This window comes from Leisingera sp. ANG-S5, assembly GCF_000813925.1.
GTDB lineage: Bacteria > Pseudomonadota > Alphaproteobacteria > Rhodobacterales > Rhodobacteraceae > Leisingera.
In genome coordinates, this window is the sequence record NZ_JWLH01000015.1 from 1 (window position 1) to 22,483 (window position 22,483).

Genomic DNA, 22,483 nt, shown 5'->3' on the forward strand with positions numbered 1-22,483 from the left:
GACGGGCGCTGCCCGGCCTTGCGGCCGGGCGGGGTGCTGAACCTGAAAACAAAAACGCCCCCGCCGGATGGCAGGGGCGCTTTTGGGCCGGGCGTTCGGAGAGGGAGGAGGATCCGTCAGCCGGCCAGGGAGATCACTTGCCGTAGACGTGCTCGCGCGCGGCGCCGGGGATGGCGCAGCGGCTGAGGCCGATGTCGGCCAGGTCGCGGGCCGAAAGCGCGCGCAGGGCGTGGACGGTCTGGCGGTACTCGCGGCGCAGCTGCCAGTTCCGGTAAAGACCGGAGGCAACGCTCAGGAAACGGGTGAAAAGACCGGCGGAGACCGGTGCGGAAAGAGTTGAATAAGCCATTGTTCTTGTTCCTTGCTGCGCTGCCGGAGCGTGCCTCCGGCGCGTCGCTTGATCTGTTCGTCTGAAGTGACAGGGAAATAAGGATGGCCCCGCAAGCCCGCAACGGCTGCTTTGGTCTGGCGGCTATGCGGCGGGCGCATAGCACAAATGCGTGAGGCACCTTGAATGCCCGCAATAGAAAACGCCCCCGCCCCGCGAGGGGCAGAGGCGCTTTGGCCCGGGCATGAAGAGGAGGAGGAGAGGAGCGCCCGGGAAAAGGGAATTCTTAGCCGTAGACGTGCTGATGCGCGATGTCGGCGATGTCGCTGCGGCGGACGCCGATGTCCGAGAGCTCGTGGTCGGACAGCGCGTCCAGTTCATTGTAGGTGCGCTGGAATTCGCGGGCTTTGGTCCAGGAGTCCACCAGGCCCTCAACGGTTGCGCGGATGCGGGCGGTCAGGCTGTGGCCGGTGTGTGCAGCGGAGATAACATGTGCCATCGTTCAGGTCCTTGTCTCTGATGCCGGGCCTATTCCCGGCGGTCCGTGTTTGGTCGTTTGCTGTGACACCGAGATAGGACCGGGTGATGAGTCGAACAACTGACGGATCGGACTGCCCGCTATGCAGGCAACGCAAGGGCACGGCAGTGTGATACCCCCTCCCCCGACCCTGGATTACAAAACGAAAAACGCCCCCGGTTTCCCGGAGGCGTTTTCCAAAGTCAGTGCTCGAAAAGGGGCTTAGCCGCGCTCTTCGATGATCTGAACCAGGTGCGGGATCGAGTTGACCATGCCGCGGACCGAAGGAGTATCCTCCAGCTCACGGGTCTTGTGCATCTTGTTCAGGCCCAGGCCAACCAGGGTTGCGCGCTGTTTGGCGGGGCGGCGGATCGGCGAGCCGATCTGCTTGACGACGATGGTTTTTGCCATGTCTCTCTACTCCTTACGCTTCAGCTTCGGCAGCTGCCGGTGCGTCGTCCCGCTTGGGCAGGATGTCGGCGACCTTTTTGCCGCGGCGCTGAGCCACCGAACGCGGGCTCTGCTCTTTCTGCAGGCCGTTCAGGGTGGCGCGGATCATGTTGTAGGGGTTCTGCGAACCGATCGACTTGGAGACCACGTCCTTGATGCCCAGCATCTCGAACACGGCACGCATCGGGCCGCCCGCGATGATACCGGTACCTTCCGGTGCGGTCCGCATCACAACTTTGCCTGCGCCGTGACGGCCGGCCATGTCGTGGTGCAGGGTGCGGCCTTCTTTCAGCGGCACGCGGATCATCTGGCGCTTCGCCTGCTCGGTCGCCTTGCGGATCGCCTCGGGCACTTCTTTCGCCTTGCCCTTGCCAAAGCCGACGCGGCCTTTCTGGTCGCCAACGACAACCAGGGCTGCGAAGCCAAAGCGCTTACCGCCTTTTACGGTTTTCGACACGCGGTTGATCGCGACCAGGCGATCTGCAAATTCCGGTGCCTCTTCACGCTCGCGGCGGGGGCCGCGGCGGTTTTCACGTTCTGCCATCAGGCATTCCTTTCATAGGGCGCAGTCCAGTAACAAAGGGGGCGCCTGTTCTGTCAATCCTTGGTGAGAACCGGCCCAAAGGCCGGTCTCCCGGATCATCGGGGCAGCCCCAAGAGGCTGCCCGCATGGGATTTAGATCTTCAGGCCGCCTTCACGCGCAGCGTCGGCCAGAGCCTTTACTTTGCCGTGGAACAGGAAGCCGCCGCGGTCGAAGTAGGCTTCGGTCACGCCAGCCGCTTTTGCGCGCTCGGCGATCGCTGCACCAACTTTGGACGCTGCGTCGATGTTGTTCTTGCCGACAACACCGAGATCTTTTTCCAGGGTCGACGCTGCTGCCAGGGTCACACCGCGCAGGTCGTCGATCAGCTGAACAGAGATGTTCTTGTTCGAACGGTGCACGGACAGACGCGGACGGCCTGCGTTCACTTTGCGAAGCTTGTTCCGGACGCGCAGCCGGCGCTTCAGAAACAGGGTACGTTTGCTGTTTGCCATTTTGCTGGTCCTTACTTCTTCTTGCCTTCCTTGCGGAAGATGAACTCGCCCTTGTAGCGGATGCCTTTGCCCTTGTAGGGCTCGGGACGGCGCCAGTCGCGGATTTTCGCCGCCACTTCGCCCACCTGCTGCTGGTCGATACCTTCCACAACGATTTCAGTCTGCTTCGGTGCGGTGATGGTGATGCCATCGGGTGCAACGAAGTCGACGTCGTGGCTGTAGCCTAGGTTCAGCTTCAGGGTGTTGCCCTGCATCTGAGCCCGGTAACCCACACCCTGGATCTCCAGCTCTTTTTTGAAGCCCTGGGTCACGCCGGTCACGAGGTTGGCCACCTGAGTGCGGGACATGCCCCACTGCTGACGGGCACGCTTGGACTTGCCGCGCGGCTCGATGGTGACAACGTTGTCGTTCACGGAGAGGGTGACGTCGTCGGTTGCGGTGAAGCTGCGGGCGCCTTTCGGGCCTTTCACTTCGATGGTCTGGCCGGACACAGAGGCGGAAACGCCGCTGGGAAGTTCGACCGGTTTCTTACCAATACGGGACATTGCGAGGCCTCCTTAGAAGACGGTGCAAAGCACTTCGCCGCCAACGTTGGCTGCGCGTGCGTTTGCGTCCGACATCACACCCTTGGGGGTGGAGACAATCGACACGCCCAGGCCCTGACGGACCGACGGGATGTCATTGACGCCCATGTAAACGCGGCGGCCGGGCTTGGAGACCCGCTTGAGCTCGCGAATGACAGGTTCGCCGTCGAAGTACTTGAGGCTGATTTCGATGGCCGGGTGGCCATTTTCACCAGTCATCTTCTCATAACCGCGGATGTAGCCCTCGTCCGCCAGCACGTCCAGCACCCATGCCCGCAGCTTGGAAGCCGGGGTCATGACGGTGGATTTGCCGCGCATCTGAGAGTTACGGATACGGGTGAGCATATCGCCGATAGGATCGTTCATATCAGTCTCTCCCTTACCAGCTCGATTTCACCAGGCCGGGGATCTGACCAGCAGAACCCAGCTCGCGCAGCGCAATACGGCTGACCTTCAGCTTACGGTAGTAAGCGTGCGGACGGCCGGTGAGCTGGCAACGGTTGTGAAGACGGGTTGCCGACGAGTTGCGCGGCAGTTTCGCCAGTTTCAGACGCGCCTTGAAGCGCTCTTCCATCGGGCGAGATTCGTCGTTTGCGATTTCTTTCAGCTCGGCACGCTTTGCGGCGTATTTTGCCACCAGGCGCTCGCGCTTCTTCTCGCGTTCGATCATGCTTTTCTTAGCCATGGTCTCTATCCTTCCCGCGCTTAGCTGTTGAAGGGCATGTTGAAAGCTTTCAACAGCGCCTTTGCTTCCGCGTCGGTTTTCGCGGTGGTGGCGATCACGATGTCCATGCCCCAGGCTTCGTCGATCTTGTCGAAATCGATTTCCGGGAACACGATGTGCTCTTTCAGGCCCATGGCATAGTTGCCGCGGCCGTCGAAGGAGGTGCCCGAAACACCGCGGAAGTCGCGGATACGGGGCATCGCAATGGTGATCAGACGGTCGAGGAATTCGTACATCCGGTCACCGCGCAGGGTCACCTTGGCGCCCATCGGCATGCCTTCGCGAACGCGGAAGCCGGCGATGGAGTTCTTTGCCACGGTGGTCAGAGCCTTCTGGCCCGCGATTGCGGTCAGGTCGGCCTGGGCGGATTTGGCTTTCTTGCTGTCTTTGACAGCAGCGCGGCCGCAGCCAATGTTCAGAACGATCTTGTCCAGCTTGGGGATCATCATCTCGTTCTTGTAGGAGAACTCTTCCTTCAGGGCGCCACGGATGGTGTCCTTGTAGAGAGTTTTCAGGCGCGGGGTGTAGGTTGCAGCGTCAAGCATCAGACAGTCTCCCCGGTGGTCTTGGCGAAGCGCACCTTCTTGCCGTCTTCCTCGCGGAAGCCGACGCGGGTTGCTTTGCCGTTGCTGTCCAGCAGTGCCAGGTTCGACAGGTCGATCGGCAGTGCCTTGGGCAGACGGCCGCCCTGGCTGTTTTGAGTCTGGCGGGTGTGGCGGATTGCCATGTTCACGCCTTCGACGACGGCTTTGCCGGCTTTCGGGTCAACGGAAGCAATGGTGCCTTCCTTGCCCTTATCGCGGCCTGCCAGCACGACGACCTTGTCGCCTTTACGGAGTTTCGCAGCCATGATTACAGCACCTCCGGAGCCAGCGAGATGATCTTCATGAAGTTCTTCGCGCGCAGTTCACGAACAACCGGGCCAAAGATACGGGTACCGACCGGCTCGTTGTTGTTGTTCAGGATGACAGCTGCGTTCCGGTCAAAACGGATCGCTGTGCCGTCTTCGCGGCGGACTTCTTTGGCGGTGCGCACGACAACGGCCTTGCGGACGTCGCCTTTTTTCACGCGGCCGCGCGGGATGGCTTCTTTAACCGAGACGACGATGATGTCGCCAACGGAAGCGTATTTACGCTTGGAGCCACCCAGAACCTTGATGCACTGAACTCGGCGGGCGCCGGAGTTGTCAGCAACATCCAGATTTGTTTGCATCTGGATCATGTGGTTTCTCCCGACCTATGGGGCAGCGATGCGTGCTGGTATCCCCCAGGGTTTCGACTGACTGTTAAGTCTAGCCGCCAGGAGTCTCGGATGAGACTCTTAGGCTTCCAGAACTTCCCAGCGTTTCGTTTTCGATTTCGGCGCGCATTCGATGATGCGTACGGAATCGCCGACCTTGAAAGCGTTCTTTTCATCGTGAGCCCGGTATTTCTTGGACTTACGGATGGTTTTCTTCAGAACCGGGTGCGTGAAGCGGCGTTCAACCGAGACGGTGACGGTCTGGGCGTTTGCGTCGCTGGTCACAACGCCTTGCAGGATACGTTTGGGCATTGTGTCGCTCCTTATTCGGCTGCTGCTGCAGCTTTTTCGTTCAGGATGGTCTTGACGCGGGCAGCATTGCGGCGGGCCGCTTTGATGCCGGAGGTCGATTCCAACTGACCGGTTGCCTGCTGAAAGCGCAGGTTGAAGCTCTCTTTTTTCAGGGATGCGAGCATATCGCGGAGTTCATCCACGGTCTTCTCGCGCAGATCATTGGCGTTCATCGCCTTTGTTCCTTGTCCAAAGCACCAGAAGGCCCCGAGGGTCACCTTTTTACCTGGTGGGTTATGTCAACCGCCCGGAACGGGCAGCAAAAAAGAATCACCTGACCCGGATCCAAGACGGATTGGGTTCAAGCGATGGGTCCCTATAGAGGAGACGGGTGTGAGGGGCAAGGGAAAGATTGGCGGGCCGCCGGGGCGGTCAGATAATCTCATCCTCATCAAACATCGCAGCCCCGTCCAGCTGGGCGTTCAGGCTTTCGATGCGGTCTTCAGCCTCTTCCGGCGCGGACACCTTGGCGATGTGGAACAATGCGTCGCCCTCGTTGACGATGGGCATGTTGGCGCGGCCGATGATCAGGCCGGGCTGGCTGGCGGTCAGCTCCACCTCCTCCTCCCCGAAGGGGTCGGCGACGATGCCCAGCACGTCGCCCTCCTCCACCATTTCGCCGGTGGTCTTGTAGGCGCGCAAGAGCCCGCCTGCGGGGGCACGCTCCCAGCTGCTGTCGCTGGCCTTGACCGGCACCGCCTCGGCCAGCGGCACGCCGTCGTCGGGGATCATGCCCAGCGCATGCATCACCCGCAGGATGCCGGCAACGCCGACGCGGGCGGACTGCTCGTCGAACCGCAGCCCCTCCCCCGCCTCATAAAGCAGGATATCGACGCCCGCCTTCTGTGCCTCCTTGCGCAAGCTGCCGTCGCGCAGGGAGGAGCGGATCACCACCGGCGCGCCGAAGGCATCGGCATATTCCAGCGTCTCCTTGGCCTTGGGCGACACCCGGATCTGCGGCATGTTGGTGCGGTGGATGGCGGCGGAATGCAGGTCGATGCCCAGGTCACAGCGCGCCACCACCTCTGTCATGAACAGATGCGCCAGGCGGCTGGCGAGCGACCCGCCCTCACTGCCCGGAAAGCAGCGGTTCAGGTCGCGCCGGTCCGGCAGGTAGCGGGAGTGGTTGAGGAAGCCGAAGGTGTTGACGATCGGCACCACGATCAGCGTGCCCTTGAGGCGCGAGAACTGGCGGCTGCGCAGCAGGCGGCGGGCGATTTCCACCCCGATCACCTCGTCGCCGTGTATGGCAGCAGAGACAAACAGCGCAGGCCCCTCCTCCGCCCCGTGGATCACATGGGCGGACATGGTGACCGGCGTGTGGTCCGACAACACGCTGACCGGCATATCCACGGTGCGGCGGGTGCCGGGCGGAATGTGGAAACCACCGATTTCAAAAGGGGAACGCCGCGCCATCCATACCTCCCGCAGTGCCGTTCCAGGAAGCTAGGCGGCTTTTCAGGGTTTTACAATTGCGCCTGTTACCCTCAACCGCAAAGGAACCCAGCTTAGGGCGGCATATTGATGGCCGAGACTGGCAGAAACTCAGCCGTCCTCAGATAGCTTTTTAACGCCGCGCTCCGGCCATTTCTTACTGAAGAAATACAGCGCCACTAGGACGCAGATAATTAGATACCCCACTAGGAATACAAACTGTGAATCGGCTATTTTGAGGCCGAGCTCACGTTCAAGAACAGCTAAAACTGCAACGATGGGCAAGCAAACGGCCATGGCGCACAATTGAACGATCAGACTCCACTTGAACAGCCAGACGAAAATGGTTTTGAGGTTTACCACAACATAGAGCAGCGGCACCACAACCCCGAGACCGCCCAATATTAGTGCTAAGTGATAAACTAGCTCCAAAACGCATCACCCCTTACATGCAAGCCCTTACTGTCGTTCAACTGAACGCAAAATGGCTTACTCCCATTTGTAATTGAAGCTCACGGAAATCCGCTCGTCCTCGGCCATGTTCATCGGCACCTCGTGGCGCAGCCAGCTTTCCCACAAGAGCACGTCGCCCACGTTCGGCTTCATGTAGATGAAGGGCTGCAGCTCGCGCCGGGCCTGTTTGGTGCGGGTGGGCGCCGCCATCATCCGGGCGGAGCGCGGGTCCTCCAGCTTGAGCGCCGAGGCGCCGTCGGGCATCGACACATAGGTGGTGCCGGAGATCACCGAATGCGGGTGCAGGTGGCTGGAGTGGGTGCCGCCTTCGGGCAGGATATTGATCCAGAGATCCTCCAGCTTCAGCTCGCGGCCGTCCAGATCGAACTCCAGATCCTGGACAAAAGCCGCCACATGCTGGTCCAGCGATTTCACCAGATCGGCAAAGATCGGGAACCGCCAGGGCAGATCGGTGAGCGATGCATAGGAAGTATAGCCGGGATAGCCGTTGTCCTCGCACCAGTCCTGGCCGGCATCATCATCGCCGGCGATGACAAGGCAGGAGTTTTCCAGTTCCTGCGCGTCAACCGATGGTCCGTATTCGGACAGTTGCGCGCGGTAGAGGCGGGTCACGAAGAGCGATTCAATCTGGGCCATGCCAGCGTCTTAGCGCAGCCCGAAGTCCTTGGCGAGATGCATCCTCGCGCTGGCTCGATGCCCCTTTGCAGCCGGTGCCAGCCGGAACAGCTGCCAGAAACGGTCTGAGGCGCCCCCCCCGGCAGCCCCTACCCGTCCACCACGGTCATCGGGCAGCCGCGGTGCGCATTGGGCATCCCCACATGATGCGGGTTCTGCACAAGGTACCAAACCGGCGCATAGCCGGGTGCCTGGGTGCGCGAATAGGTGCAGCCGTCCGGGGAGGTCCAGTGCGCAGCCCTGCCGTCACGCGACACGCTTTCCTGCGAGATGAAGCTGTTCACCACCTCCCGCTGCGCAACCGGGTTCCGGTAGTTGGTTGCAGGGCCGTACATATTCGACAGGTCATTCCGGTCGAATTCCATCGCACCACAAGCTGACAGACCCAGACTAAGGGCAGCGGGAGCAATCAAGCGCATTACAAGCATTCCTCTTTCAACATCACATTGGTTGTCTTGGCCGAAAACATAGGCACCACCCGCCCCTTGCGGGAGGACGGCCGAGCCAGCACAACCCTAGGATCACGATGGGAACAAAACCTGCACATTCCGTTAACATCGGGCAATTGCCTTAAATGAGAACAATCCGGCAGGTTTGCCTACCGAGGCTTACCGCAAGTTAACGCCCGATGTGCAAGGATCCTCCGGACCGCACAGCAGAAGGCATTGGCAACATGCACATCATCTACGAAAACAAGTTCCTGCGGGTCGAAGCCCTGAAGCCACAGCCCGCCCCCGCCGGCAGCCGCGTGCTGCTGTCGTTTCCGGGCATTGGCCAAAAGATGGACCTGATTGACGTGCAAACACCGGAGTTTGCCGGCATCGGCCGCGAATTCGGCAATACGGTCTTTTGCTATGACAAGACCCGGTCGTGGGGGAACCGGCTGGATTGGGATGTGCTGACTGCTGCGGTCAGGCAGGCGGCTGAGGGCAGCACGCTGTATTCGATCGGCAACAGCATGGGCGGTTATCTGGCTATCGTAGCAGGCGCATATTTGCCGATCTCCCGGTCAGTCTCCTTTGTGCCGCAGCTGACGGTCGACCCGGAGGCCGAGCCACATGACACGCGCTGGCGGATGTACTCGAACTCAATCAAGAGTTTTCCGATGAAGCCCGCCAGCCACTATTTCGCGCCGGAAACCGAGTACTTCATTTTCTCCGCCGGTAAGGGAGTGGACGGCAAACACGCGCAGCTGTTCCCGAAAGCCAGCAACATTCACCACTGGGTCTTCCCTGATGCCGGCCACAGGCTGGCAGCTAACCTCAAGGAACAGGGCGAGCTGCACCGCTGCATTCAAAGCTGCTTCGAGGGGGAAACCGAGGCCGTATTCTCGCAGGAAACACAAAGGCTGAGCCCCGCTGCAGACGCCGGCCTTACACCGCCTGCCGCGGCTTGCCTGGCCGCTACCGGGCCGCTGAATTCTGCCGCCCCGGCCTGAGCGGCGGCGCTGCGGTGGAATTGCTTTCCACCGCCTAACACAGCGGAGAGGGCGCATAGTCAACAGCCAGTAAAGTTGACAGGCCGGCCCCCCGCGCCCGAATATGGAACCCGGCGGGGGTTCCGGAAATGGTGAGCCAGACACGGCGAGCGGCATTAATTGGCTGGATAAACAGGGCACCGCCCGGTTCTTCCAGCGAAATGCGGCGCGCATACGGGCTGGCCAGAGCCGGATTTCCGATTGGCCTGTTTTCCCACGGATCGTTCATTTTTCTGTTCTGGTATGCAGACCAGCCGGTGATGGCCGTTTTCAACATATTCTCTACCGTGCTCATTGGGTTCGGGTGCTGGGCTGCCCTGACCCTGCGGGACATCAAATGGCCGACCCTGCTGACGTTCCTGTGCGAAATCCCCGCTCATGCAGCATTTTGCACCTACTATATGGGGCTGGCGCCGTTTTTCCTGAGCTACCTATTCATACCCATATTGCTGTTTCCCATGCTGCCTTACGGACAACCGCTCACGCGGCTGCTTTTGAGCGCACTCTGCGCCATGGCCTTTGTTGCAATGGGGGTTTATGGCACCTTGTCCGCCCCGGTGCGGCCGCTCACGCACGGGTGGACCCTGTTCTTTTTTGTCTTCAACACAGCGCCGATCATTCCAATGCTTGGCGTGTTTGCCGCCCTCTACGCAACTGCCGCCACCCGGGCAGAAAGGGAAATGGAGCAGGAGTACGAGCGCGCCGAAAATCTCTTGCTGAACATTCTGCCCGAGCCGATTGCCGCGCGCCTGAAGGACGACCCGCATCTGATTGCCGATGAACACCCAAGCGTATCAGTGCTGTTTGCCGATATCGTGAACTTCACGGAAACCTCCGGCAGGCTGACACCGCCCGAGATTGTGCAAACCCTGAATGCAGCGTTTTCGCGTTTCGATACGCTGGTCGAGAAGCACGGCTGCGAGAAGATCAAGACGATCGGGGATGCCTATATGGTGGTCGCGGGCCTGCCCGAACCGCGCGAAGATCACGCCCAAGCCATGGTGTCACTGGCGCTGGACATGATAGACGCGGCGCAAGAGATAAACGAGTCCGGCCAGTTCCCGTTCAGCATGCGCATCGGCATCAGTTCGGGGCCAGTCGTGGCCGGCGTGATCGGGGAACGGAAGTTCGCCTATGATCTGTGGGGCGACACCGTGAACGTGGCCTCGCGCATGGAGTCGCATGGCCGGCCGGGCATCATCCAAATTACCGAAGCAACCCGGGGCCATCTTGGGGATGAGGTGCAGATCGACCCGCTGGGCGATGTGGAGATCAAGGGCAAGGGCCGGATGCGGACATATACAGTGTCCAGAGGCTTTGCGCCCTGACTGGTAGTGCAGGCGCACAACAAAGGAAAACCCCCGCCGGTGTCCCGGCGGGGGTCAAACGTTCACGAACGGGGTTTCCCCCAGCCGCTTACCAGTCTTCGCGGACCACGACGCGGGTCTTGACCGGCAGCTTCATCGCCGCCAGGCGCAGGGCCTCGCGTGCGATTTCATCGCTGACGCCGTCGATCTCGAACATCACGCGGCCAGGCTTAACCTTGGCTGCCCAGTAGTCCACGGAGCCTTTACCTTTACCCATACGGACTTCGGTCGGCTTCGAGGTCACCGGAGTGTCCGGGAAGATACGGATCCAAACACGGCCCTGACGCTTCATGTGGCGGGTCATGGCACGGCGGGCAGCTTCGATCTGGCGTGCAGTCACACGCTCAGGCTGGGTTGCCTTCAGGCCATAGGTGCCGAAGTTCAGGTCGGAACCGCCTTTTGCCAGGCCGTGGATCCGGCCCTTGTGCATTTTGCGGAATTTAGTGCGCTTTGGCTGAAGCATCTCAAATCCTCCTTAGCGACGGCCGCCACCAGCACCACGGGGTGCAGGGCCGTCCTGGATTTCTTGTGCTTTACGGTCACGCGCCGAAGGATCGTGCTCCATGATCTCGCCTTTGAAGATCCAGACCTTGATCCCGATGATCCCGTAGGGGGTCATCGCTTCGGAGTGTGCGTAATCGATGTCGGCACGCAGGGTGTGCAGCGGCACGCGGCCCTCACGGTACCATTCGGTACGCGCGATTTCCGCACCGCCCAGACGGCCAGCGACGTTCACCCGGATACCCAGGGCGCCCATGCGCATAGCGTTCTGCACGGCCCGTTTCATGGCACGGCGGAAGGACACACGGCGCTCCAGCTGCTGGGCGATGGACTCGCCGACCAGCTGAGCGTCCAGTTCCGGCTTGCGCACTTCAACGATGTTGAGGTGCAGCTCGGAGTCGGTCATCTTGGCAATCTTCTTGCGCAGGACTTCGATGTCCGCGCCTTTCTTGCCGATGATGACGCCCGGACGGGCGGTGTGAATGGTCACGCGGCATTTCTTGTGCGGGCGCTCGATGATGACGCGCGCAATGCCAGCCTGCTTGCATTCTTCCTTGATGAACTCGCGGATTTTCAGGTCCTCGAGCAGCAGATCACCGTAGTCTTTGGTGTCGGCGTACCAGCGGCTGTCCCAGGTGCGGTTGACCTGAAGGCGCATGCCGATCGGATTGACTTTCTGACCCATTAGGCTTGCTCCTCAACTTGACGCACCTTGATGGTGATCTCCGCGAACGGCTTCAGGATTTTGCCGAACCGGCCACGGGCACGCGGACGGCCGCGCTTCATGGTCAGGTTCTTGCCAACCCATGCCTCGGCGACGATCAGTTCATCGACGTCCAGGTTGTGGTTGTTTTCAGCATTCGCGATGGCGGACTGAAGGCATTTCTTCACGTCCTGCGCGATCCGCTTGTTGGAGAAAGTCAGGTCGGTCAGGGCCTTCTCAACTTTCTTGCCGCGGATCATCTGAGCCACCAGGTTCAGTTTCTGCGGGGAGGTACGGAGCATGCGCAGTTTTGCCATTGCTTCGTTGTCTGCCACGCGGCGGGGGTTCTTTTCCTTGCCCATGACTTACTTCCGCTTCGCTTTTTTGTCTGCGGCGTGGCCATAATAGGTGCGGGTCGGCGAGTATTCACCGAACTTCTGACCGATCATGTCTTCCGAGACGTTGACGGGGATATGCTTCTGGCCGTTGTACACACCAAAGGTCAGGCCGACGAACTGCGGCAGGATGGTGGAACGGCGCGACCAGATCTTGATCACTTCATTGCGGCCCGATTCACGCGCTGCTTCGGCCTTTTTCAGGACGTAAGCATCAACGAAGGGGCCTTTCCATACGGAACGTGCCATGGATTAGCGGCCTTTCTTCTTGGCGTGGCGCGAGCGGACGATGAGCTTCTGCGACGCCTTGTTTTTGTTGCGGGTCCGTTTGCCCTTGGTCGGTTTGCCCCAGGGGGTCACCGGGTGGCGGCCACCGGAGGTCCGGCCTTCACCACCGCCGTGGGGGTGGTCGATCGGGTTCATGACGACACCACGCACGGAAGGACGCTTGCCCTTGTGGCGCATACGGCCGGCTTTACCGAAGTTCTGGTTCGAGTTGTCCGGGTTCGACACGGCACCGACGGTGGCCATGCATTCCTGACGGACCAGGCGCAGTTCGCCCGAGGACAGGCGGATCTGAGCGTAACCGCCGTCACGGCCAACGAACTGAGCGTAGGTACCGGCTGCACGGGCGATCTGGCCGCCTTTGCCGGGCTTCATTTCGATGTTGTGAACGATGGTACCGATCGGCATGCCCGAGAACGGCATTGCGTTGCCCGGCTTGATGTCGGCTTTTGCAGACGCGACAACCTTGTCGCCAACAGCCAGACGCTGCGGCGCCAGGATGTAGGCTTGCTCGCCGTCTTCGTATTTGATCAGCGCGATGAATGCGGTCCGGTTCGGGTCGTATTCGATCCGCTCAACGGTGGCCGCTACATCAAATTTGTTCCGTTTGAAGTCAACGATCCGGTAGAGGCGCTTTGCGCCGCCGCCACGGCGGCGTGCAGTGATCCGTCCGGTGTTGTTCCGGCCGCCCGATTTGGTCAGACCCTCAGTGAGAGACTTGACCGGACGCCCTTTCCAAAGCTCCGAACGGTCGATCAGAACCAGCCCACGCTGGCCCGGCGTCGTCGGTTTATACGACTTGAGTGCCATGCTTTCTGTCTTCCGTTTAGCGTGCCAGGCCTTAGGTTCTTGTCTTTGGCCCGGCTATGTTGAAGGCCCCCGTAGGTGCCTGTGTTATAGGGCCCCGAAGGTCCCCGAGTTCGTATGTCCTGACAAACATAACGACCCCGGAAACGAATCCGGGGTCTTCAGGATGGATGGCGTTTAGCAGAGTCGCCGGGAGGTGGCAATGACAGAGTTTCAGCCAGCTGGCAAATGCCCCGGTGGCACCGGTTGCAGCGTTGGCGGGCCTCCAGGAACCCGCCTGAAAGCACCGCGCTGGCAGCAAAGGGGCGCGCTCAGGGCCCACCGCCGCTACCAAAGGTGTCGCTCCAGAATTTGAGCAGCAGCGCCCGCCTGTTGGGATCAAGCGCAACCAGCAGCGAAGGCGCAAGAGGAATGGACCGCCTGGCACTGGGAGCCAGGCCGGAGTCCGCTGCGGCAATCTCGGTGACGAGGCCCGCCTCGGCCAGCAGCTCTTGCGCTTCCGGGCTGAGGAGGAAATCAAGAAGATCCGCAGCGGCTGCTTTTTGCCGCGCCTCTGCCGGGATCATGTAGGCGCGGGACAGCACAAGGGTGTAGTCCTCCGGCAGGATGGTTCCAACTTCGGGCGCGGAGGCATTTGCAACGTAGGAGCCCAGCACGTTGTAAGCGATCAGGAAACGGCCCTCTGCCACGCCGGCGATGATTTCGGCAGAGCAGCAGGTGGCAACGGCATCGACCCTGGCAAAACCTTCCAGCAAAGCGCCGAATGTTGTTGCCTCCAGGCTGTCGCTGTAGGCGAACAGGTAGCCAAGTCCGGAGGCGGCGATGTCATAGGTGGCGATCCTGCCGCGGTAGAGACCGGGTTTGGCCCGCAGCGCATCCAGCAGCGCAAAGCGGCTGCGCGGCACATCAGCGCCGTCCAGCAGCTGCTTGTTATAGACGATCACCGCGGGTTCGGTGGTGACCCCCCACAGTTCATTGCGCCAGCGCCGCGACGGCGGCAGCGCCAGCGCCGCGGGCGAGCGGTGCGGATGGGCACAGGCGGCATTGACCAGCCAGACCATCTGCTGCACCGCCGAGGATAGCACCGCGTCGGCAGGCGGGCTGCCGTCCCGGCAATCGGCGCGGCTTTGGGCAAAGAGCGCGTTGGAGCCCCATTGCTCGTAGGTGATCGCCAGCTGCGGATGCCGCTCGGCAAAGCGCTCCATCACGGGCTGGATAATGCTGTTGTCAGTGGTGGAGCGCAGCAGGAAGGGCACCGGGCCGCTGCCGTACCGATGGGTTGCCTCCTGCGCGGCGGCGGCGGCAGGAAGCAGGGTGGCAAGTATCAGCAGCAGGTGCCGGATCCGCATCATGCCCCCTCCTGCGCGGCGGGCAGGACCAAGGCGGCACGGAAGCCCTCCTCCTCCTGCGTCATCTCCACCCGGCCGCCAAAGGCCGCTGCCACGGAGGCCACAATCGACAGGCCGATGCCAGTGCTGTTCTCCTGGGTTCCGGCACTGCGGTTGAAGCGGCTGCCGAGCTGCGCCATCACCGCAGGCACCGGGCCGGGGCCTGCATCCCGCACCCACAGGATGGCATCGCCGCCGCGCCGTTCTGCGCCGATGGCCACGGGGGGTGTGCCGTGCCTGAGTGCATTGCCAAGAAGGTTGCCGGCCGCCTCGCCAAGAGAAAATGCATCGGCGCGCACCATCACGGGATCCTCGCCGATTTCCAGCCGCAGGTCGGTGCCGGGCGCCAGCAGTGCGTGGTCGTCACGCTCCATGATTTCCAGTGCCACCTCGCGCAGGTCGACGGGCAGGCGCGGGGCGCTGTCAGTGCGGTGGACCACAAGCGCACGGCTGAGAAGCTGATCCAGCAGGGTGCCCAGCGAGCGGGTGCGGGCCAGCAGCCGGTCAAGGGCGCGGCGGCTGGCATCCCCGCCGGGTTCTGCAATGGCGGTTTCCGCCTGCACGCGGATTGCAGCAACCGGAGTGCGCAGCTGATGCGCGGTGTCGGAAATCAGGTTGCGCATCGCCTCAACCTGGCCGTCCAGCCGGCCCATGAAGCGGTTCATGGCGCCCAGCACCACCTGCAGCTCCTGCGGCAGGCGGCCGGTTGCAATCGGGGTCAGGTCGTAGGGATCCCGGCGGGCGAGATCCGCGGTGATCGCGTCGAGCGGGCGCAGGGCAGTCCGGATGACCATCCAGGCCATCACCAGCAGCACCAGCCCTGCCGCCGCCATCGGCCACAAGGCATCCAGCATCAGATCCGCGGTCATCGCCCTGCGCGCCCGCAGGGTCTGGCCGACCACGACCTCAACCGGACCGGAGAAGTCACGTTCCGCAAAACGGCGGGTGACGCGGACAAACCGCGCGGGTTCATCATTCAGCAGGGCCTCGAAGTACCCTGCCCCGCCGCCGCCCTCCGGCGCATGTATTTCTGTCTGGGGATCGACACCGGTGATGAAAACCTGCCCGGGTCCATGCACCGCGTAATAGATGCGGTCCTCGGGTGCCTGGGCAAGCAGCTGGAAGGCAGAGACCGGCAGATCCGCGATGGGGGTGCCTGCCTGGATGCGGACAGATTCCGCGATGTCGTTTGCCGCGCCCAGCAGAATCCGGTCATAGGCCTGCCGCGCGGCCTGCTGGCCATTCAGCCAGGCGGAACCGGAGACCAGCACCCCGCCGAGCAGCAGGATCAGAAGCACCGCCCCCAGCACCCTGGCCGCCAGTGTCAGCGGCGGGCGCGGCTCAGCCATTGAGATGCAGCCGGTAACCGACCCCCCGCTGGGTTGCGATGCTGACATCGCTGCCCGCAATCTTCTTGCGCAGGCGGGCGATGTAGAGCTCAATCGCGTTTTCGCCGACATCGGCATCATCAAAGCCGTAGAGCGAGTCATAAAGCCGGGACTTGGACAAGTACCGGTCCTGGTGGCGGATCAGCATGTCCAAGAGCGCCGCCTCGCGCCGGGTCAGCTCCAGCAGACGCCCGTCGAGCCGGGCGCTGCGGTCGCTCGGGGCAAAAACCAGCGAGCCGAGGGTGATCTGCTCATCCTTGCGCTCCATCTGCCGCCGCACCAGCGCCCGAAGCCGCGCCTCCAGCTCGCGCTGGTCAAAGGGTTTGCCCAGATAGTCATCCGCCCCCTGGTCCAGTGCCGCCACCCGATCGTCGACTGAGGTCAGCGCGGTCAGCATCAGCACTGGCGCCGGATCACCCGCCAGGCGCATCTCGCGCAGCAATGACAGGCCGGAGCCATCCGGCAGGTTGATGTCCAGGATCACCGCGTCATAGGCCTGCACCGCCCGGCAGTCGCGGGCGCTTTCGATGTCCGGCGCCAGATCACAGGCAATTCCCGAACGGGCCAGGTGGGCGGTCACCCCCTCGGCCAGATCCTCTGCATCCTCGACCATCAAGACCCGCATTCAATGGCGCTCCGCTTTGCTGAAACCGGCGACAGGTTGGTGACAGCTTTAATGGGTAAACATGTCTAACCCGCAGAAACAGAGCTGCCAAAGCGAATTGTTGCGGGTGATCTCCGGCGCTTGGGAGTGCGCCGGCCACGACCTGAGGAGGAACGCATGAAATTCACTGTCACCCGCGGCCTGTTTGCCGCTGCCGCCCTGTCGCTGTCCGCTTTTGCGGCCCAGGCACAGGAAAACCCCGAATGTATCGCCCCAGCCAACCCTGGCGGCGGCTGGGACTTCACCTGCCGCCAGGTTGGAAAATCGCTGCAGGATTTGGGGCTGATCGATAAGACCATGCAGGTCGTGAACCTGGCCGGCGGCGGCGGCGGCGTGGCCTTTGCCGAGGTGGTCAACAAGCGCGCGGACGACAACAGCCTGATTGTTGCCGCCTCCAGCGCCACCGCAACCCGCCTGGCACAGGGCGCCTATCCGGGCAACAGCATGGACCAGGTGCGCTGGCTGGCGGCCATCGGGGCGGACTACGGCGTGATCGCAGTGTCCGCTGACAGTGAGGTCGAAACGCTGCCGCAGCTGTTGGACACCATCAAGGCCGATCCGTCCTCGGTCTCCGTCGCGGGCGGCTCCGCGGTTGGCGGCTGGGACCACCTGAAGGTCCTGATCGCCGCCAGCGCCTATGGCATCGAGGACGTGCGCAGCGTCAAGTACATCGCCTTTGACGGCGGCGGAGAGGCTGTGACCCAGCTGCTGGCAGGCTCCGTGCAGGCCTTCACCGGCGACATCTCCGAAGCCAAGGGCTTTGTGGATTCTGGCGATATCAAGGTGATCGCGGTGCTGTCGCCGGAGCGGCTGCCGGGCGAATTCGCGGACTTCCCGACCGCCAAGGAACAGGGGGTGGATGCCATTGGCGCCAACTGGCGCGGTTTCTATGCGCCGGGCGGCATGTCGGACGAGGCCTATGACGCCTGGGTGTCGAAGATCGGCGACCTTTATGCCTCCGACGAGTGGAAAGAGGTAATGGCCGCCAACGGCCTGGCGCCGCTGGACCTGCAAGGGGCTGCGTTCCAGGAATTCGTGGCTGGTTCGGTCGCGCAGATCCAGTCGATTTCCAAGGACATCGGCATCATCAAGTAACCTTTTCGGGGTTAGTCCCGGGGGAGGCCGCGCAATCCTGCGGTTCCCTCTGCGGGCGGCCCCGCCAGACACCTGAACTGGAGACCGCCATGAGCGATCGTATCTTCGGGGTCTTCGGCATGATCCTTGCTGCCGGCTATGTCTTTGCCGCGCTTGCGATCGAGGAAAGCTTTCTCTCCGATGCCGTCGGCCCCAAGGCCTTTCCCCTGATCATTGCTGCCATCCTCGGCCTCTCGGGCGCGGTGATTGCGCTGCGCCCGGACCCGGAGCCGCATTGGCCCGCACTGGGACGGCTGGCGGAACTGGCCGCCGCTGTTGTGGTGCTGATCCTTTACGCCGAAATGCTGCCGGTTGCCGGCTTTGTCATCGCTACCGCCTTCGCCGCCGCCTATCTGGCCTGGCGGCTGGGGTCGGGACCGCTGGAAACAGTGGCCGTGGGCGCCGGCACTTCCATCGGCATCTATGTCACCTTTCACCTGATCCTCGGCCTGTCGCTGGCCAAGGGTCCCTTTGGCTTCTGAGGAGGGCGCAGCATGGAGCTTCTCGCAAATCTTGGCGACGGTTTTGCCATCGCGCTCAGCTGGCAGAACATCGGCCTGGCGCTGCTGGGCTGCTTCCTGGGCACCATCATGGGCGCACTGCCCGGGCTGGGACCGTCGAACGGGGTCGCCATCCTGATCCCGCTGGCCTTTACCATGGGGCTGGGGGCGACGCCCTCGCTGATCTTGCTGACCAGTGTCTATTACGGCGCCATGTACGGCGGGCGCATCAGTTCGATTCTGCTGAACATTCCCGGGGATGAACCCGCCATGATGACCTGCCTGGACGGCCACCCGATGGCCAAGAAGGGTCTGGCGGGCGAGGCTCTGTCGCTATCGGGCATCGCGTCCTTTGTCGGCGCCTTCCTGGCCACCTGGGGTCTGATCCTGCTGGCGCCGCAGCTGGTCAAGATCGCCCTGCTGTTCGGCCCCGCGGAATATTTCGCCCTGTTTGCGCTGGCCTTCATGACGTTGGGCGGCGTGTCGTCGACCAACCAGGCGAAATCCGCCTTTGCCGCGGCGCTGGGCCTTGGACTAGCGACCATTGGTGTTGATACCCAGACCGGCGTGCCGCGCTTCACTTTCGGTGAGGTGCATCTCTATGACGGGCTGGATTTCCTGGTCGCCATCGTCGGCCTGTTTGCCCTGTCCGAGGTCTTCATCTTCCTGGAAACCCGGCACGGCGGCTCCGATGCCGCGGGGCGCAAGCTGACCATCGGCAAGCTTTATCCGCCGGTGTCGATGATCCGCCAGACCACTCCGACCATGCTGCGGACCTCCTTTTTGGGATTTATCGCAGGCGTATTGCCGGGTGCCGGAGCCTCGCTGGGGTCGTTCATCTCCTATTCGATGGAGAAAAAGCTGGTCGACAAGGAAGGCACCTTCGGCACCGGCGACCCGCGCGGCGTGGCGGCGCCCGAAGCCGGCAACAATGCCGCGGCTGGCGGTGCCCTGGTGCCGATGCTGGCACTGGGGGTGCCGGGATCGGGCACAACCGCGGTGCTGCTGGCGGTGCTGCTGGCGCTCAATATCACGCCGGGCCCGCTGCTGTTCAGCCAGAACCCGGACGTGGTCTGGGGCCTGATCGCAGCACTGTTCATCGCCAACTTCATGCTTCTGGCGATGAATATCCCGATGGTCGGCCTGTTCACCCGCGTGCTGATGATCCCCTCGCGCATCCTGATGCCGATCGTGGCGATGGTCAGCTTTGTCGGCATCTACGGCATTTCCGGCAGCACCTTCGACCTCTTGGTGATGATCGGCTTCGGGGTCATGGGCTGGGCACTGCGCAAGCTGGACGTGCCGCTTGTGCCGGTCATTCTGGGGACGCTCTTGGGCAACGCGATGGAGAACAACCTGCGCCGTGCAGTCACAATCGACAACGGCAACTGGTGGACCCTTGCTGACAGCCCGCTGTCCATCGCGCTTTGGACGGTTGCCATAATCGGCTTCGTGCTGCCGGTGATTGTCGGCGCCAGGTTGAAGGCCAGGATGCATCAGCGCCGCGACGAGAAAGGGGCAGTCAGCGACTGACTGCCTCCGCTGCCAGTCCGGGCACAGGTCCGGACTGGCGGGTTTCAGCGGTGTTTATGCCGCTAGGCTGGAATGCCCCGCCTAAACTGGTCCGCGGTTATGTTTAGGAAAACGGAGGACCGAGAATGGGAACGAAACGGCACAAGCCTGAGGAAACAGTTCAGAAACCGCCGCAGGTTGATGCGGTCAAACGCCCCCATGACGATTAGCTTGGCGCCAACTGTATCTGAAACAGAAAGGATTGCCCCTGCGCACCAGCGCGTTTTACGTTCTTCTGCTTTCACAGTGCTTCCAGCGCGGCATGTGCCAATGCAGAAAGCCCCGCGTATTCTGGGCGTAAGGCGTTGATCTTGCTTGGTGTTTTTGGCTGCAGGAGCAGACAACCGCCGTATCCTACCTGCTCTCTCGGCAAGTGTGTAGTCGTAAAAAAACACGCAAATAGCGGCAGCATTGCGTGACCGCACTAAATGAAAAGAGTTTGCCGGGGCTTCGGGCTGAAAGGCCCTGTCGCCTTAACTGGCTCCCTACGATCAATATGAATTACAGCACTGCCGCCACTAGAAGAAGGCGCTCGCTGTGTTTGCGCAAGCAGAAGCCTCTGCAAAGCCGGTGCAGTAGGACAAAGCGATCCTTCAGAGGCCAGTAGTTTCTCAAATTCGTGAAAGCCGGGGTAGTAGATTCAACAAAACGCAGTTTGATATTCCTGATACTTCCCTGCCCTACGTGCGATTGGATCCGCGTCTTGCAAGGTGTCCCTGCTACAGGAGATTTTCATCCACACTCAGTACCCGGCAGTCCAGAAGCCTTCATGCGGTTTGCGGGCTTCGTCTTCCAGAAGCGGGCCAATGACCACTGTTGGGTGGTTCGGGGAGCTTTCGAACACCCGGCGGCACGGCAGGTTGAGAACCTCGGGGTGCGGCGAGGCTTCACTTGTACACATCTCAACCAATGCGAGCTCGGACAGACCATAAACAACAGCTCTCACACCGACCCAGAAAGTTGCACCGGCACACATCGCGCAGGGTTCCGTGCTGGTAACCATGACGAGTTCAGCAAGCTCTTCGCGGGTAAACTTGCGAGAAGCAGCGCTCATCAGGTTCTGTTCGGCGTGGCACGTTGAATCGCTCAGATCGCCAACAGTGTTTTCGATTTCGAGGGCGATATTTCCATCGAAGTCGCACAGCAGCGCGCCGAATGGGTGGTTGCCTTTAGAGCGGGCGGATTGCGCCAGTTCAAACGTGCGGCGCAACAGCGATTCCACGTCGAGGTTGTCGAGGTTCGGCGGTGTTTTCATGACATTCTCTATTGCATTATGAGGTGTTTCAGGGACCGGGTGCCCTGGTTTTGCGGGCCAAAAAAGAGCGGACCGCCGCAGGCAAACAAATTCGCATGCACGCGGCGGCCTAAGCTCAGTTGGGGATCTGGGCGTCGAGACCTTCAACAAAGAAGTCCATGCCAGCCAGCGTCCCGTCGTCAGAGGTTTCACCTTCCGCAAGCCAGACGCTGCCGTCCTGCTTGTTTAGAGGACCGGTGAAAGGATGATAGGCGCCAGTTGCGATCTGCTCTTTCATCGCGAGGGCTTCGGCCTGTACGGCGGCTGGGATCTTGTCGGTCATTTCCCCGATTTCCACCATGCCTGCGCCGATGCCGTCCCAGGTGTTCACCGGTTCCCAGGTGCCATCGATCACGGCTCGCACGCGGCTGATGTAATAAGGTGCCCAATTGTCGATGATCGACGAGACCCGCGGGCCGTCCTTGTATTCGGCCATGTCAGATGCCTGGCCGAAACCGATGACGTTTCCGGCGCTTTCCGCCGCTGCCATCGGGGCGGTTGAATCGGTGTGCTGCAGGATCACATCAGCGCCCTGTTCGATCAGCGCCTTTGCGGCATCGGCCTCTTTGGCCGGATTGAACCAGGTAGAGACCCAGACAACTTTGAACTCTACATCCGGATTTGCCTTCTTGGCGTGGATGTAGGCGGAATTGATGCCGCGGATGACCTCAGGGATCGGGAAAGATGCAATGTATCCAATCACGTTGGACTTGGTCATCTTGCCCGCGATATGGCCCTGGATGGCACGGCCTTCATAGAACCTGGCAGAATAAACCGACACGTTCGGAGCGGTCTTGTAACCGGTTGCGTGTTCGATTTTCAGATCGGGAAACTTGCTGGCAACTTCAATCGCAGGATCCATGTAGCCAAAGGATGTGGCGAAAATCAGATCTGCGCCTTCCAGCGCCATCTGGGTCATCACACGTGCGGAGTCCGGTCCGTCAGGCACACTTTCGACAAAGACGGTCTCGATCTGATCTCCGAACTCTTCGACAACTTTCTTGCGCGCCTGTTCATGTTCGTAGGTCCATCCGCCGTCGCCAACAGGGCCGACATAGACAAAGCCGACTTTGGTCTTGTCCGCAAATGCCGCGCCTGCGGTCAAACCAAGCGCCACAGCAGCGCCCCCCAGCAAAGATCTGAGTTTCATGGGTTTTCTCCTCGTTGAAAGTACTCTCGCCTAGGGGCGCGGAAAG

32 protein-coding genes are annotated in these 22,483 nt (G+C 61.6%); 5 read left to right on the forward strand and 27 right to left on the reverse strand.

The genetic code is table 11. From position 1 onward, the window contains the following. Positions 1 to 133: 133 nt before the first annotated feature. The 17 genes from RA25_RS18355 to RA25_RS18435 all read right to left on the reverse strand — a co-directional run bounded on the left by RA25_RS18355 (position 134) and on the right by RA25_RS18435 (position 8,231). Positions 134 to 349 carry a DUF1127 domain-containing protein gene (locus tag RA25_RS18355; protein ID WP_039152139.1) on the reverse strand — a complete coding sequence of 72 codons (216 nt, stop codon included), beginning with the start codon at positions 347 to 349 and terminating at the stop codon, positions 134 to 136. A gap of 265 nt (positions 350 to 614) precedes the next feature. Then, on the reverse strand, positions 615 to 827 hold the full coding sequence (locus RA25_RS18360) for a DUF1127 domain-containing protein (RefSeq protein ID WP_019298005.1): 213 nt from the start codon (positions 825 to 827) through the stop codon (positions 615 to 617). Positions 828 to 1,067: 240 nt separating this feature from the next. Beyond that, positions 1,068 to 1,256, reverse strand: a complete 189-nt coding sequence (gene rpmD / locus RA25_RS18365; protein ID WP_019298002.1) for a 50S ribosomal protein L30 — start codon at positions 1,254 to 1,256, stop codon at positions 1,068 to 1,070. Positions 1,257 to 1,269: 13 nt separating this feature from the next. Beyond that, positions 1,270 to 1,839, reverse strand: a complete 570-nt coding sequence (gene rpsE / locus RA25_RS18370) for a 30S ribosomal protein S5 (protein WP_039174353.1) — start codon at positions 1,837 to 1,839, stop codon at positions 1,270 to 1,272. A gap of 132 nt (positions 1,840 to 1,971) precedes the next feature. Continuing rightward, positions 1,972 to 2,331, reverse strand: coding sequence for a 50S ribosomal protein L18 (rplR, locus tag RA25_RS18375; RefSeq protein WP_019298000.1), 360 nt, complete (start codon positions 2,329 to 2,331; stop codon positions 1,972 to 1,974). Between the two features lie 11 nt (positions 2,332 to 2,342). Next, on the reverse strand, positions 2,343 to 2,876 hold the full coding sequence (rplF, locus tag RA25_RS18380) for a 50S ribosomal protein L6 (protein WP_019297999.1): 534 nt from the start codon (positions 2,874 to 2,876) through the stop codon (positions 2,343 to 2,345). Between the two features lie 12 nt (positions 2,877 to 2,888). Beyond that, positions 2,889 to 3,281, reverse strand: coding sequence for a 30S ribosomal protein S8 (rpsH, locus tag RA25_RS18385; protein WP_019297998.1), 393 nt, complete (start codon positions 3,279 to 3,281; stop codon positions 2,889 to 2,891). A gap of 13 nt (positions 3,282 to 3,294) precedes the next feature. Beyond that, positions 3,295 to 3,600 carry a 30S ribosomal protein S14 gene (gene rpsN / locus RA25_RS18390; protein ID WP_019297997.1) on the reverse strand — a complete coding sequence of 102 codons (306 nt, stop codon included), beginning with the start codon at positions 3,598 to 3,600 and terminating at the stop codon, positions 3,295 to 3,297. Between the two features lie 20 nt (positions 3,601 to 3,620). Beyond that, positions 3,621 to 4,184: a 50S ribosomal protein L5 gene (gene rplE, locus RA25_RS18395; protein ID WP_039174354.1), complete on the reverse strand. Its 564-nt coding sequence runs from the start codon at positions 4,182 to 4,184 to the stop codon at positions 3,621 to 3,623. Beyond that, positions 4,184 to 4,489, reverse strand: a complete 306-nt coding sequence (gene rplX, locus RA25_RS18400; RefSeq protein ID WP_019297995.1) for a 50S ribosomal protein L24 — start codon at positions 4,487 to 4,489, stop codon at positions 4,184 to 4,186. Before rplX ends, rplE begins: the two co-directional genes overlap by 1 nt. Before the next feature lie 2 nt (positions 4,490 to 4,491). Next, positions 4,492 to 4,860, reverse strand: coding sequence for a 50S ribosomal protein L14 (gene rplN / locus RA25_RS18405; protein ID WP_005621870.1), 369 nt, complete (start codon positions 4,858 to 4,860; stop codon positions 4,492 to 4,494). A 99-nt stretch (positions 4,861 to 4,959) separates the two neighbouring features. Continuing rightward, positions 4,960 to 5,190: a 30S ribosomal protein S17 gene (rpsQ, locus tag RA25_RS18410; RefSeq protein WP_005621877.1), complete on the reverse strand. Its 231-nt coding sequence runs from the start codon at positions 5,188 to 5,190 to the stop codon at positions 4,960 to 4,962. An 11-nt stretch (positions 5,191 to 5,201) separates the two neighbouring features. Next, positions 5,202 to 5,402 carry a 50S ribosomal protein L29 gene (rpmC, locus tag RA25_RS18415; RefSeq protein WP_019297994.1) on the reverse strand — a complete coding sequence of 67 codons (201 nt, stop codon included), beginning with the start codon at positions 5,400 to 5,402 and terminating at the stop codon, positions 5,202 to 5,204. 199 nt (positions 5,403 to 5,601) lie between these two features. Next, a complete protein-coding gene (locus tag RA25_RS18420) occupies positions 5,602 to 6,645 on the reverse strand; it encodes a succinylglutamate desuccinylase/aspartoacylase family protein (RefSeq protein ID WP_039152142.1) in 1,044 nt (347 codons plus the stop codon). A gap of 129 nt (positions 6,646 to 6,774) precedes the next feature. Next, entirely contained in the window at positions 6,775 to 7,095 is a 321-nt protein-coding gene (locus RA25_RS18425) for a hypothetical protein (RefSeq protein WP_039174355.1), read from the reverse strand. 57 nt (positions 7,096 to 7,152) lie between these two features. Continuing rightward, positions 7,153 to 7,773, reverse strand: coding sequence for a 2OG-Fe(II) oxygenase family protein (locus tag RA25_RS18430; RefSeq protein WP_039174356.1), 621 nt, complete (start codon positions 7,771 to 7,773; stop codon positions 7,153 to 7,155). Between the two features lie 128 nt (positions 7,774 to 7,901). Next, entirely contained in the window at positions 7,902 to 8,231 is a 330-nt protein-coding gene (locus tag RA25_RS18435; RefSeq protein ID WP_152610599.1) for a hypothetical protein, read from the reverse strand. A 209-nt stretch (positions 8,232 to 8,440) separates the two neighbouring features. Here RA25_RS18435 and RA25_RS18440 point away from each other — a divergent pair, with 209 nt between their 5' ends. Next, positions 8,441 to 9,250, forward strand: a complete 810-nt coding sequence (locus RA25_RS18440) for a hypothetical protein (protein ID WP_039174357.1) — start codon at positions 8,441 to 8,443, stop codon at positions 9,248 to 9,250. 128 nt (positions 9,251 to 9,378) lie between these two features. Then, positions 9,379 to 10,617, forward strand: a complete 1,239-nt coding sequence (locus RA25_RS22210; RefSeq protein ID WP_082023102.1) for an adenylate/guanylate cyclase domain-containing protein — start codon at positions 9,379 to 9,381, stop codon at positions 10,615 to 10,617. A gap of 88 nt (positions 10,618 to 10,705) precedes the next feature. Here RA25_RS22210 and rplP read toward each other — a convergent pair whose 3' ends face one another. The 8 genes from rplP to RA25_RS18485 form a co-directional block, all read right to left on the reverse strand. Beyond that, positions 10,706 to 11,119 carry a 50S ribosomal protein L16 gene (gene rplP / locus RA25_RS18450; protein WP_019297988.1) on the reverse strand — a complete coding sequence of 138 codons (414 nt, stop codon included), beginning with the start codon at positions 11,117 to 11,119 and terminating at the stop codon, positions 10,706 to 10,708. A gap of 12 nt (positions 11,120 to 11,131) precedes the next feature. Next, the gene (gene rpsC / locus RA25_RS18455) at positions 11,132 to 11,842 is read right to left on the reverse strand and encodes a 30S ribosomal protein S3 (protein WP_019297987.1); all 711 of its coding nucleotides are present in this window, start codon (positions 11,840 to 11,842) and stop codon (positions 11,132 to 11,134) included. Continuing rightward, complete coding sequence (gene rplV / locus RA25_RS18460; RefSeq protein ID WP_008557868.1) at positions 11,842 to 12,222, reverse strand: 50S ribosomal protein L22; 381 nt, start codon at positions 12,220 to 12,222, stop codon at positions 11,842 to 11,844. The genes rpsC and rplV overlap by 1 nt, the downstream gene beginning before the upstream one ends. A gap of 3 nt (positions 12,223 to 12,225) precedes the next feature. Next, positions 12,226 to 12,504 (reverse strand): 30S ribosomal protein S19, encoded by a 279-nt coding sequence (rpsS, locus tag RA25_RS18465; RefSeq protein WP_008554066.1) that lies wholly within the window; start codon positions 12,502 to 12,504, stop codon positions 12,226 to 12,228. A gap of 3 nt (positions 12,505 to 12,507) precedes the next feature. Then, complete coding sequence (rplB, locus tag RA25_RS18470; RefSeq protein WP_019297986.1) at positions 12,508 to 13,350, reverse strand: 50S ribosomal protein L2; 843 nt, start codon at positions 13,348 to 13,350, stop codon at positions 12,508 to 12,510. 308 nt (positions 13,351 to 13,658) lie between these two features. After that, positions 13,659 to 14,699, reverse strand: coding sequence for an ABC transporter substrate-binding protein (locus tag RA25_RS18475; RefSeq protein ID WP_039174358.1), 1,041 nt, complete (start codon positions 14,697 to 14,699; stop codon positions 13,659 to 13,661). Continuing rightward, entirely contained in the window at positions 14,696 to 16,084 is a 1,389-nt protein-coding gene (locus tag RA25_RS18480) for a sensor histidine kinase (protein ID WP_039174359.1), read from the reverse strand. Before RA25_RS18480 ends, RA25_RS18475 begins: the two co-directional genes overlap by 4 nt. After that, positions 16,077 to 16,748: a response regulator transcription factor gene (locus tag RA25_RS18485; RefSeq protein ID WP_019297983.1), complete on the reverse strand. Its 672-nt coding sequence runs from the start codon at positions 16,746 to 16,748 to the stop codon at positions 16,077 to 16,079. The genes RA25_RS18480 and RA25_RS18485 overlap by 8 nt, the downstream gene beginning before the upstream one ends. A gap of 156 nt (positions 16,749 to 16,904) precedes the next feature. On the opposite strand from RA25_RS18485, the gene RA25_RS18490 reads away from it, so the two are divergent. From RA25_RS18490 to RA25_RS18500, 3 genes are all read left to right on the forward strand, one after another. Then, positions 16,905 to 17,882 carry a Bug family tripartite tricarboxylate transporter substrate binding protein gene (locus RA25_RS18490; protein ID WP_019297982.1) on the forward strand — a complete coding sequence of 326 codons (978 nt, stop codon included), beginning with the start codon at positions 16,905 to 16,907 and terminating at the stop codon, positions 17,880 to 17,882. Positions 17,883 to 17,971: 89 nt separating this feature from the next. Beyond that, on the forward strand, positions 17,972 to 18,403 hold the full coding sequence (locus tag RA25_RS18495) for a tripartite tricarboxylate transporter TctB family protein (protein ID WP_019297981.1): 432 nt from the start codon (positions 17,972 to 17,974) through the stop codon (positions 18,401 to 18,403). A 12-nt stretch (positions 18,404 to 18,415) separates the two neighbouring features. Further along, the gene (locus RA25_RS18500; RefSeq protein WP_019297980.1) at positions 18,416 to 19,954 is read left to right on the forward strand and encodes a tripartite tricarboxylate transporter permease; all 1,539 of its coding nucleotides are present in this window, start codon (positions 18,416 to 18,418) and stop codon (positions 19,952 to 19,954) included. A gap of 781 nt (positions 19,955 to 20,735) precedes the next feature. Here RA25_RS18500 and RA25_RS18505 read toward each other — a convergent pair. Both RA25_RS18505 and RA25_RS18510 read right to left on the reverse strand, forming a co-directional pair. After that, the gene (locus RA25_RS18505) at positions 20,736 to 21,248 is read right to left on the reverse strand and encodes a nucleoside deaminase (protein ID WP_039174361.1); all 513 of its coding nucleotides are present in this window, start codon (positions 21,246 to 21,248) and stop codon (positions 20,736 to 20,738) included. Between the two features lie 115 nt (positions 21,249 to 21,363). Further along, positions 21,364 to 22,437 (reverse strand): BMP family ABC transporter substrate-binding protein, encoded by a 1,074-nt coding sequence (locus tag RA25_RS18510; RefSeq protein ID WP_039174363.1) that lies wholly within the window; start codon positions 22,435 to 22,437, stop codon positions 21,364 to 21,366. Between the last annotated feature and the right edge of the window lie 46 nt (positions 22,438 to 22,483).